This is a genomic window from Pontiella desulfatans (assembly GCF_900890425.1).
GTDB lineage: Bacteria > Verrucomicrobiota > Kiritimatiellia > Kiritimatiellales > Pontiellaceae > Pontiella > Pontiella desulfatans.
Window position 1 is genome coordinate 1,172,336 of the sequence record NZ_CAAHFG010000003.1, and the last position, 12,187, is coordinate 1,184,522.

Below are 12,187 nucleotides of genomic sequence, written 5' to 3' on the forward strand. Positions count from 1 at the left end.
AGGAAGCACGATGAACGTATTAAAAGTCATGTTGATGGGTGTCGCGATTACTGCTTGCTCCGTATCTGCGGGTGCCAGCGATTGGAACATGGACCTGAGCGACCGCCTGGGTGTGGTGCCGGTGGACGGCGGATTTAAGCAGGAGGGCTACTGGGTCTGGGGCAGCTCCATCGTTAAGGGCGATGACGGGAAATACCACATGTATGTTTCGCGCTGGCCGAAGTCGCTCAAGTTTCATCCGGGTTGGATGGTGGCCTCGGAGATTGTCCATGCGGTCTCGGACACCGCGGTCGGGCCGTATGCGTTCAGCGACGTTGCCCTGGGCAAGCGGCATCCGCAGTATTGGGACGGATGCACACAGCACAACCCGAAGGTGTTCCGTCATGGGGATACCTATATCCTGTTTTACACGGGTTCAACCCATCCGTTCGATGATGCCGTGAACCATCCGGATGAAGTTGTTTTGAATTCAAAATATTCCATTGTCGGCCGCTCCAATAAACGCATCGGCGTTGCAACGGCAAAAAGCCCGTACGGCCCGTGGACGCGGATGGATGCGCCGGTGCTGGATACGAAGCCGGGCACCTTTTACAGCTTCCTGACCTCCAACCCAACCCCCATCATTAACAACGACGGCAGCGTGCTGCTGATCTTCAAGTCGCGAAAGCACAACGACCAGTTTCCGTATCACAGCGACATGATGCTGGGCGTGGCCAAGGCACCGCATTTCACCGGCCCCTATACCGTCGCGATGGATGAGCCGATCTTCAGCGAAACGCGGTTTGGCGTGGTGGAAGATCCCTACCTCTGGAAAGACGAAAGCGGCTATCACATGCTGGCCAAGGATATGAAGGGGAAGATTGCCGGAAAACATCATGCCGGTATCGTGGCCCACTCCAAGGATGGATTGAACTGGGAGATCGGCGAACATCCGCTGGCCTACACGAAACACATCAAATGGGATGACGGCACCGAAGGCGAAATGGGGCAACTCGAACGCGTGCAGGGCTTGATTGAAGACGGTGTGCTGACCCACCTGAGTTTTGCCGTGATGGACGGCCCGGGCGGTTTCGGGAATGGTAAAAACACCTGGAACATTGTGGTGCCGATCAAGCCGGAATAATTGAAATACAACGCTTGGAGTTTTTGGTGCCTTAAGCGAAGCGGGGGTTAAAACCTGCTTTAAAAAAAATAGGAGTTGTTCTCATGAAATTTTTATCTGTTTTTCTAGCGATGGTTTTCCCATTGATGACGATGGCGGATTTGCGAATGGATGTTGGGCGTTCCGATTTGTCGGATTGGACGGGTGTTTCCACTGTCGGAAAAAATGAAGCGGGAGTGGAGAGCGGTAAGCCGGTTTCCTATACCTACCAAAACCAGAACCGGGTCTATCCGGGACTGATGCGCGATTTCTACGGCGATGCCGCGGACTGGTACGGCTATGCCGGACTCTCCTTCGAGCTATTTCTCGATAAGCCTTCCACCGCCGAGGTGACCGCAACGTTCAAGGCCGATCCGGTGGATCACATGGAGCTGAACCCGGCCTCGACCGCCACGGTGTTGGTTACGGGGCAGGGGTGGAAAACCGTTTATCTTCCGTGGGATTTGTTCGACGTCAACGCGGCCCAGCTCGGCAACGCGCTACAGGCCGTGAAGGAGCTGGAGCTCACCGCAACGTCGGCGGAAAACAGCGAGCTGAAAATCCGCAATGTGCGGGTGGTCAAAGGCGAGCTGGTTTCCGTTCAATCCCCGGTTCAGGGACGCGCAACGGAGGCGGGCGGTTCGGTGCACTATGAACTGCGCGTCGGGAACACTTCGGACAGCAAGCTGGGTGTCCGGCTGCATGTTGAAAAAACAGGCTGGGAGTCGATGGTCGTTTCGCTCGAAACCTCCACGCTGGAGTTGGAGCCGGGCGAAGAGAAAACGGTTGCGGTCGAGGTGGCCATTCCCGCATCGCTTCCGGCTGGGGCCCGCGAGAAACAGATCATCAAGGCCATCCCGAATGGCCTGGGCGCCGCGTCGGGAACCATCGCGTTTTTCACTGCGGTTCGCGTTCCAACCCCCAACATCGTCTTCACCGCCGACCAATGGCAGGCAGTGAAGGACAAGGTGGCCAACCATGACTGGGCCAAGAAGGAATTGACGGAATGCGAGAAGGCGGCTTCCGGATGGAAGGTTCCGGAGGCTAAGTTTGATCCGGCCGATCCGCAGCAGCCGCTGTTCCATAAAACCCACGCTGATCCGCTCAAGACGTGCGGCATCGCCTATCAATTGACCGGCAAGCAGGAGTATGCGGAAAAGGTGGCCAACCTGCTGCGTCGCCTCGTCCGTGAGGAAGACGGCTATCCGGTAACGCTCCGTGGCGGCAATATGTCGTTTGTGGGCGAGGGGGTCTTTTTCCAGGGCGTGGCGCGCGCCTACGACATGGTGCGCGATTCCGGCCTGTTGACGGATGAAGACCACCGGCTGGTCGAGCAAACCTTTCGGCTTTTTATCCACCGCACCATCAAGGGCAACACGCGCGGCGCCATCAGCAATTGGAACGTGGCCGAGTTGACGGCGGCATGCTACTGCGCCCTGGCGTTGCAGGACTGGCACTTGGTCGAGCAGCTGCTGGAATCCCCGTCGGGGATCTATGCGCAGATCTATCACGGCATCATGGGCGATGGCTGGTGGTATGAGTGCGCGGTGGGCTACAACACCTGGGTGGCCAGCGAATTTTCCGAAATCGCGATTGCGCTGGAGCCGTGGGGCATCAACCTGAAGGATCGCAAGTTCCCGATCGGCACAACGCCGTATTTCTCGCTGCAGGCGAGCCGCCGCGTGGCCGGGCTGCACGGCATGGCGTTCGAGAAGTGGGGCTCGATCAATCAAAACCATATCGGCATCAAGGATATGTGGGATGCCGTAATTCCTTTCCTCGATTACCGCGGGGTGATCTTTGCCGTGAACGATGCCAAGGAAGACAAAGTGACCGGAAAACCGTATGAGCTGGCCTACTACCTCTATGGCGACCCGGAATATGCGGCGGTGATCAAGCGCGGTGACTCGCGCGACCTGCTCTACGGGGTGCCCGAGCTGCCGGATGTGACGTCGGAAAAAATGACGCAGTCGGCCTATGCCGACAACATTGGCGCCGTGATGCTGCGTTCGCAGACCCCGGGCCGCGAACAGCGCGAGCAGATCCAGGCCGTGCTGCACTATGGCTCGCATGGCGGGCACCATGGCCACTTCGACCGGCTCAACCTCATCAGCATGATGCGCTACGGCCGCAGCTTCTATAACCCCGAAATGTTTTGGTACGGGTATCAATCCTACCTCTACAAATTCCTCGTCCAGACCTCCATGACCAAAAACATGGTGGTGGTCGACCAGAAGCAGCAGGAGCCGAAGGAGAGTTTCCGCACGTTCTATTACGAAGGCGACATGATGCAGGCCTCCGCCGTCGAAAGCATCTCGCGCTGGAGCCATCCGCCCTACGGGGGCATGACCTACTCCGGCAAGGAAGGCATGACCTTCAAGGAAAAGTCGGAGGAGGAAAACCGCTCCCTGTTCGTGCCGGCGGACGCGCCGGAATACGGCCGTTGCACCGGCTTCACCGAAGACATCACCCAGCGCCGCCTGATGGTCATGATGGACGACTATGTGGTGCTGGCCGACTATCTGAAAGGCGACGAAGAACACACCTTCGACTGGCTGATGCAGATCAAGGGGTTCCAAGGTTTGAAGGGCGACACGGTTGAAAAGGTGCGCCACACCGGCCAGATGAACAAGGACCCGCTGGGGGCGGCGCAATTCATTACCGATTGCGACTGGTACAAGACCGAGGGCACTTCGCGCGCAACCTTCAAGACGCTGTGGGGCGAAGGGGCCGACAACGAAGGCGCCCGCATGCCGAACAGCGAGGACGGCGTACTCATGATCGACGTGTTCAATGCCTGGCCGCAGAGCAACGAAATCATGGTTGCGACGGCCTCCGAAAGCTTCGGCGTGAATAAGCGCGTTTGGTATAAGGTGAAGGCCGATGGCGAAACGTTGGATGACGGGAGTACGGGAGCCTGGGTGCTGGGGGCCAAACCCATTGAGGTCAACATTTCCGGCAAGAACGAGCTGGTGCTGACCACCCGGACCGAAAAGCCGCGCAACAACACCATCTTCTGGGGCGATGCCAAGCTGATCCTGAACGATGGTTCCGAAGTGTTGCTCGCCTCCCTGCCGGTGAAGTACGACAACATCCTGATGCCGCCGGCCAAGGGGCGGGACTACTACAACGGGCCGATCAAGATCGAGGGCGTGCCGATGCAGGATTCCATTCCGGGCATGCCGGAAAACAGCAAGGAGTCCGGCAGCATCACCCTCGACCTTTCCGGCATGGGAGCGGTCGCCTTCAAGGCGACGCTGGGCGGCGATTTCCCGCTGGGCGGCGAAACCCAGCGCCGCAAAACCATGGCGGTTCGAAGCAAAGGAAAAGACGCCCACTTCCTCTCCGTCCTCGAACCCTATGAATCCGAATCGATGATCAAGTCGGTGTCGGCGAAAAGTGCCCATGAGCTGGTCGTTGAACTCACGGACGGCCGTACGCAGGAAATCACGATTTCCGGATTCGATGCGCACCCCCAGGCCGTAAAGGTTTCCGTGCGTGAAAGCTGCAACGGCCAATCCGTCCGAGAAGAGCACACGCATTAGCGCCTTTTGAATTGCTGGGGGGTGTGATTCGGTCAGATTCAAACTGACGTTGGTCAAACAACGGAAAGGAACCACCGATCTCGCGGGCTAACAGGGTAGCCTTTAAAGGCATGGTATACTTGCATCCCTCTGGTAGAACTATTCCTAGGTCGGAAGAGGTTTTCGACCAAGTGAGCGCCCTGCCGAGGGTTAGGCAGGGGAGTCTGAGCGAGAGATGAGAAATAAAAAGGTGGTATCCATGAAAAAGAGACATCTAGTAGTAGTTGGCGCGGTGGCAATGGCATGCGCAACCCAGACGGCAAAGGCGCAGTTTTTCACGAACGACCTGACGGACGCGGCCAGCGTGGCGTTGGACTTCAATGAATATATTTCGTCCTACAGCAATGCGGTTTGGTCCTACACGAACGGCTATATGGTGACGGACAGCGGGACAACCAATACCGTCCTGGAAGGCGGCGCGATCATTGATTGGGTAACCGAGGATACGGATACCGCCCGCAGTTACCTGGGAACGATCCATTCCAACTGGCTGGGGAAATCCTGGACGGCCCATATCGGCATGGAAGCGCCGAATGCCGAAAAGCCCTACTATTTCTTTGGCCTGGGCAACCCGCAGCCTAACGAGGCGGGGAACAGATACCATGAACCGAGGAATGCCGACACGGTATACCTCAAGTTCCAGACCGGCAATAGAAACTCGAAGGTGGGCGTCTTTAATGATAATGGAACCACATTATATGACACGGGGGCCTGGCGCGGCGATCCGGGTTATGACCTCTGGATGACCTACAACCATATCAACAAAACCATCCAGTTCGATCTCGATGACTGGAACGGCGGCCGCTACAGCGATATCGATCTCTCCACGCCGGAGATTTCCATTGATGGCCAGTTTTCGGATACCAACGTGGTGCATATTTTCTTCGGCTCCAACGCCAAGGTGTGCTTCCGCGATTTCGATGTGGTCGAAATCGATGCCGAAACACCTCCGGCGATTCCCCAGAACGTCTATACCGTCATCAGTAATATGGCGGTGGAGGTGAAATGGGAAGCAGCCGGCGGTGCTGATTCATATGACGTGAAGCGCACGACGGACAGTGGATCCAACTATGTGACGCTCGCCACGGGCGTGACCGACCTAAGCTATGTGGATGCGACGGTGGAAACCAACGAACTCTACCACTATGTGGTTTCTGCAACCAACCAGTTCGGGGCCAGCGATCTTTCCGCAGAAGCGACAGGTAAAGGGCTCCCTTATGACATTATCGGCCCACCTTCTTCGTATGGTGAAGGCAGTGCATTGGATATGGATAACCTGTTCGACGGCGACCCCGCTGTCTTTGCAGACACCACGGTGGCCGGCAGCTGGGCCGGCCTGGATCTCGGCTCTGCCCAGCAGGTGGTTCAGATCGACTATGTGTTGAGGAACTGGAACCCCCATGCGGTCAACAACGGTACCAATGGCACGTTCGAGGGATCCAATGATCCGGACTTCCTCACCGGAGTCGAAATCCTGCACACGATACCGACGAACGTTGCAACCTACCCGACGGTCAACTCGATCACCATTACCAACGCGTCGTCCTTCCGGTATGTCCGCGCTAAGGGCCGTACCGCCAATCCCGATGCCAAACCGCTGTATTTCCTGGCTGAAATAGACTTCATTACTTCCGAAAACATCCAGTCCACCACGAACGGCACGCTGTACAGCTGGTTGGATTCGTTCTATGATGTCGACACCCTGTTTGGCGGCGACTACGAGGCCGCCGACCTTTCGGATACGGACCTGGACGGTCACCTGGCCTGGGAGGAACACATTGCCGGAACCATCCCGACCGATTCCAGCTCGGTGCTCAAAGTCACGTCGGTCACTTCCGATGGTGGCGACTATGTCATTACCTGGCAGTCGGTTGCCGGCAAGAGCTACAGCATCAGAACCAACCTCAACCTGGTGGTCGGAACGCCGGGGATTGCGGCCGACGGAATTCTCGGGGCAGCGGGAGAAACCTCGGTGACTTCAAGCATTCCGTCAGCGAGCTCGGTCTTCTACGAAATCATCGTTGAATAGCGCGATAGGGTTCCTATGACCGGAACGGCGGTGGTCTTCGGATTGCCGCCGTTTTTGTTGCGGCGATGGGCGACCCTGTTGTTTTAGCCTTAACTCGGGAATGAACCACGAAATATACGAATCGCAACCTGCGTATTCCAGGAAGCTTGCAACCCGATGAATTCAAAACAACGCAAGTGAATGTTCAGATAGCGAGCTGAGCCCATGTTTTCGTGTGGTTCGCGTATTTCGTGGTGATTCCATTCCCGCATCTATTGCTCCAACGATTAAATATTGTGAATTCTCAGCAGGGAAGGTTTGGCCACGCAATTGAGAAGCAATTGCGCGCATAGAACGGAGAATACCTTGTTATAGGAACTTAGCTTGAATGGTCTCACCACAGAGGACCTAGCGCGGCATAGCCGCAACCAAATTGTTTAGAACCACTGATGAACACCGAAGACACAGATTTTTTTTTACCACAGAGAACTCAGAGACACAGAGCACCCTAATCCTCTGAGCCTCAGTGTCCTCTAGCGCAGCGGGTGGTGAAAACTTGTCAGGAAAACAAGAAATTGACGGATAGTAGTACGGAGGCACAGAGAAATATAGCAATCCCGCTCCTCTGTGCCTCAGTGCCCTCTGTGGTAAAAAAACGAATCAGTTTAATTTGGTATTATCTTTGCGCTCTCTTGTGGCAAATAAATCCCGAAATTTAGCCGCCGCATCTATAGCCCGTCTTTCGCTATTCGACCCTGAAAACGACTAATTTCGGGGGTGCGACCTCCGTTTTGCCCTTTATTTACCGGGGTGCGTGTTCCAAAACGGGCTGTAGTGCAGACCTTGCCCGTTGACGACTTTGTTTTCTATGGAAAAATAAGGGCATGTACTTGAGATGCCACAAGCGGTTGAAGGACGGTAAGGAACATCGCTACTGGAGTGTCGTGGAAAGTGTCCGCACGCGCCGGGGCGTACATCAGCGTCAGTTGCTCTATCTGGGTGAACTCAATGACAGCCAGCAGGCGCAGTGGTGTTCGGCCCTGGATGTGCTGGACGAGTCGCATGACTGCGTCAAGCAGATGAGCCTGTTCCCCGACGACCGGATGCCGCCGCCCGAGGTGTCCAACCCCGTCCAGATCCGGCTCAGCCAGATGACGCTGCGCCATCCCCGCCAGTGGGGCGGCTGCTGGCTGGCCATGGAACTCTGGAACCAGCTGGAACTCGATTCGTTCTGGGGACCGCGCCTGCCGGACAGTCGCAAAGGTACCGGATGGATCAACGTGCTTAAAACCCTTGTCGCCTACCGCCTGCTCGATCCGGGCAGCGAATGGCGGCTGCACCGCGACTGGTTCCGAAACAGCGCCATGGCCGACCTGCTCGGCGAGGACGATTCGGTGGCTGCCAAGGACACGCTCTACCGCTGCCTCGACAAGCTCTGCGAACATAAGGCCGGCCTGTTCTCCTTCCTGAAGCAACGGTGGGCGGATCTCTTCGGCGCCTCGTACGACGTGTTTCTCTACGACCTCACCAGCACCTACTTCGAATGCGACCCGCCGGAGGATGCCGACGGGCTCAAGCGCTTCGGCTACAGCCGCGACAAACGATCTGACTGTGTACAGGTCGTCATCGCGCTGATCGTCACCCCCGAAGGCTTCCCGGTCGCTTACGAAGTCATGCCCGGCAACACGTCCGACAAAACCACGCTGCCGGACTTCCTCCGCAAAATCGAAAAGCAGTACGGCAGGATGAACCGGCTGTGGATCATGGACCGCGGCATCCCCACCGAAGACGCCCTCGAACAGATGCGCGATGAAGGCGCGAGCTACCTCGTCGGCACCCCGCGCGGACGGCTCACCAAACTCGAGGACCAGCTCTTCGCCGAGCCGTGGAAAAAAGTGCAGGAACAAATCGAAGTCAAACTCGCCCGCGACGGCGAAGACCTCTACGTGCTCACCCGCAGCGGCGGACGGCGCGATAAGGAGCAATCCATGCGGCGGCGCAAACTTAAGAAGCTCTGGAAACGGCTGCACCAAATCAGCGGCATGAAGAACCTCAAGCGCGACGCGCTGCTGCTCAAGCTCGGCGCCGCCAGGCAGGACGCCGGAAAAGCATGGGGACTAATCGATATCCAGCTCCCCGAACCCCGACAACCCGTCACGCCCGACACCTTCACCTTCCGCCTCAACCGGCAGAAACTACGAAAGGCGCGGCGCGGCGAGGGAACCTACCTGCTACGCACCAACCTCACCGCCGGCAACCCCGAAGAGCTGTGGAAACAATACATCGTGCTCACCGAAGTCGAGCAGGCCTTCAAGGAACTCAAACACGACCTCAACATCCGGCCCGTCTACCACCAGAAAGACGACCGCATCGAATCGCATATCTTCGTCAGCTTCCTCTCCTACTGTCTGCAGGTCACGCTCAAGCAGCGGGCCAAGGTAAAAGCGCCCGGCCTCACGCCCCGCGCCATCCTCGAAAAGTTCAAAGCCATGCAGATGATCGACGTGCACCTGCCCACCACCGACGGCCGCAACCTGGTCCTGCCGCGCTACACCCAGCCCGAAAAGGATCTCCAGCTTCTCCTGCACCAGCTCAACCTGACGCTACCGGATCAGCCGCCCCCTCGGCTCGAGGAACTAAAAAATAAATGTAGTGCAGACCTATGAACAGAAATGGAATAAACAAGGCACTTTTACCCGTGAATAGCGAAAGACGGGATAGGTTTAGGGAATGGCGTATCCGCTGCCGGCCGCCACTGAAGGCGGAGCGGGGTCAGATGATGCCTTCGCGGCCCAGTTCGCGGAAGATGCGTTCCACCTCGGAGTGGGCCACCTCGATGAATTCGGTGTAGTCCGCCGTGTTCTGGCCGGTTGGATCGGGGATGTCGCGAATGTCCTCGGTGTCGCCGTTCCAGAGATATTCCATCATCCGGAACACCTTGCCTTCAGCCATCGGAAACCGCTCCAGCACATTTTCCTTCTGCCATTGCTCCATCACCAAAATCACATCCGCCTGCTTGATCAGCTTTTTCGTGAATGGATCCGAATAGTGTCCGCGCAGGCTGAACCCCTGGGTCTTGGCCACATGCTTCACCACTTGGCTCGCCGAACTTCCGCTACGGGCTTTCACGCCCGCGGAAAGAATCCGGATTTTTTTCCGGGCATACGGATAGTGCGCCTTCAGGTATTGCTCCATATAGCCATGCAAATAGGCGCTGCGCGTAATGTTCGCCTTGCACGCCACAATGATCGTGAATTTTTTGCCGAATAAACCCATGCCAACGAGGATATGGATAACCCTGCGCCAGTGCAACCTCGGGTATGCTGGAATTCCCCGATCCATGGCCTTTGCCAATGCCGGTTTTATCATACTTGCATAAGTGGGATATTTGGTATTGACCAACAATAACGGCGCGAATATAAGTTTCCTACTTATGCAAGTATGATTGAACAAGGAGTTAGGAATGGATGCGTTCAAACCTGCGGTGTGGCAAACGTGCCGGGTGCTGGCGAATGAGAAGCGATTGAAGATGCTCTGGCAGTTGTTCGTTCATGGGGAAATGAGCATGGGGCAGTTGGCCCGGGCGGTGGATTTGAAGGAGCCGAATGCCAGCAAGGATCTGAAAATGCTGAATGCCTGCGGATTGGTGCGGTGTGAACGGCGTCGGAATTATGTATTCTATTCCGCCGCCGCCAACCCGGAGATCGCCCATTCGGAAGCCCTCCTGGATGCATTGAAGCAGTGCCATTGCGATGGGTGGCCCTTTGAGCGCGTCATTCTGATGGCGACGGCGTTCACCCATCCGCGCCGGATCGATATTGTTCAGGCCCTCGGAGAAGGTGCGGTTGAAAAGACACGGTTGTCTGTTACGACGCAGATTTCGCCCCAATCACTCTATCGCCATCTCCGCAAGCTGAAGTCCAGGGGCTTTGTTGCCAAGGAAGGCCAAGAAGTCCGTTTGCTGGAACAGACGGAAAAGCTACCCGGAGCCCTGCTCGCCGCCGCTCTGGGTTGAATGAATTCAGGGTGGAAAAATGAGGGCATTGCTGTATCGTTTGCTTCCAACTATGAAAACAACATTGAAGGTCTTGGGATCGGTTTTTGCATTGGGGCTGGTCATTCTGCTCGTATTCCACCTGGTCATGCTCCATGGCCTCACCCGGGCGATGCGCGATGTGGTTTTGCCGCGCATCAAGGAGGAGTCGGGGATCGACGCGAGGGTCGGCCGGTTGTCCATCAATGTCGCGGGGGGGGAGTTGATTCTCAATGACGTGGAGATCCGCAACCCCGAGGGCTTCCTGCTGGAAAACCTGGCTTCCGCCGAACGGGTTTTGGTCGAGGTCGATTTCGTTTCCCTCATCAGCAAGAAGCCGATCCATGCCCGGAACGTTGAACTGGACCATGTGTTGGTCAATGTAATCCGCAACAAGGATGGCGACATTAACCTGAACAAGCTGCAGGAAGGGCTTCCCATGCCTCCTTCGGGGGAACCGGGGAAGAAACCGGTTCCGGGCGAAGGGGGAACGCCGACGGAACGTTTGCCGGAGCCTGGCAAACCCGCGCCCGGGCCGGCGGAGTCCAAACCTTTGCCGGAAATGCTGTTCGATGCCATCGTGTGCAAGGCCACGGTGCGCTACCTCGATTTCAGGTTGAACGAGTTGGATATTGCCCTCGACCTCGATGCCAAAGCGCAAGGATTGTCCACCCTGCAGGATCCCGCCACCCCCTGGGGCCATGTTTCGATTGCCGGTTCCCTGGGGGATGACCGCACCAGTTTCATCACCGACCTGAAGCTGCGCATTGCCCCCTTGGTTGATTTGGAGAATCCGTCATTCGACCTGACCGGCAAGATCATGGAGATCGACCCGCGCATTATGCAGGAAATCTACGACGACATGGGGATCCGCTCCGCGCCGTTCGGCCTGGATCCGCGGTTCCAGTGCCGCAACGGCTGGTTCGAGGAGTCGTCGATTGGGTTCAACCTGCGGGATATCGAATTGGAGGACAAGCTTTCCAAGCGCCTGGGCGGTATGGGAACTATCGGTTCGCTCAAGCTGGTTGTCCCGGTTCAGGGATCGTTGCAGGAACCCACAATGGATTTCGAGCGTGCATTGACTTCGGCCATCGGAGGCAATGCAATCTCCATCCTGGATGCCTTCCTGAAGGGGGCGGTTTCCACGGAGACCGGCATGCAGGAACCGCCTGAAAAAATGACCGATGCCGTCGTCGAGGTTCTTGGAGCGCATGTGGAGGAGATCGGCGAGAGCGAGACGGTAAAGAAAGTCCTAAAGGATTTGGCAGACGGCGAACCTTCCGCTACAAACGCGCCTTCCCCGGTCAGCATCGATACGCTGGTGGATCTCCTCGGTGAAGAGGTGAAGGAAATCGGGGAGGATGAAGAGCTCAAGAACGACCTGAAGCAACTCGGCGGCTGGCTCTTCGGAAAGTAGGGGA

General features: G+C 56.9%; 7 protein-coding genes. 6 read left to right on the forward strand and 1 reads right to left on the reverse strand.

Going from position 1 to position 12,187, the window contains the following annotated elements; genetic code table 11:
• The first annotated feature begins 10 nt into the window (after positions 1–10).
• From E9954_RS25275 to E9954_RS25290, 4 genes are all read left to right on the forward strand, one after another.
• Positions 11–1,123 (forward strand): glycoside hydrolase family protein, encoded by a 1,113-nt coding sequence (locus tag E9954_RS25275; protein WP_136082043.1) that lies wholly within the window; start codon positions 11–13, stop codon positions 1,121–1,123.
• Between the two features lie 83 nt (positions 1,124–1,206).
• Positions 1,207–4,686 (forward strand): COG1470 family protein, encoded by a 3,480-nt coding sequence (locus E9954_RS25280; RefSeq protein WP_136082044.1) that lies wholly within the window; start codon positions 1,207–1,209, stop codon positions 4,684–4,686.
• A gap of 238 nt (positions 4,687–4,924) precedes the next feature.
• Positions 4,925–6,754, forward strand: a complete 1,830-nt coding sequence (locus tag E9954_RS25285; protein WP_136082045.1) for a fibronectin type III domain-containing protein — start codon at positions 4,925–4,927, stop codon at positions 6,752–6,754.
• 863 nt (positions 6,755–7,617) lie between these two features.
• Positions 7,618–9,399, forward strand: coding sequence for an IS1634 family transposase (locus E9954_RS25290; RefSeq protein ID WP_136082046.1), 1,782 nt, complete (start codon positions 7,618–7,620; stop codon positions 9,397–9,399).
• 106 nt (positions 9,400–9,505) lie between these two features.
• Here the strand turns inward: E9954_RS25290 and E9954_RS25295 are convergent, their stop codons facing one another.
• On the reverse strand, positions 9,506–10,075 hold the full coding sequence (locus tag E9954_RS25295; protein WP_168442596.1) for an arsenate reductase/protein-tyrosine-phosphatase family protein: 570 nt from the start codon (positions 10,073–10,075) through the stop codon (positions 9,506–9,508).
• A 121-nt stretch (positions 10,076–10,196) separates the two neighbouring features.
• On the opposite strand from E9954_RS25295, the gene E9954_RS25300 reads away from it, so the two are divergent.
• Both E9954_RS25300 and E9954_RS25305 read left to right on the forward strand, forming a co-directional pair.
• A complete protein-coding gene (locus tag E9954_RS25300; protein WP_136082048.1) occupies positions 10,197–10,748 on the forward strand; it encodes an ArsR/SmtB family transcription factor in 552 nt (183 codons plus the stop codon).
• A gap of 52 nt (positions 10,749–10,800) precedes the next feature.
• Positions 10,801–12,183, forward strand: coding sequence for an AsmA family protein (locus E9954_RS25305; protein WP_136082049.1), 1,383 nt, complete (start codon positions 10,801–10,803; stop codon positions 12,181–12,183).
• Positions 12,184–12,187: the final 4 nt, after the last annotated feature.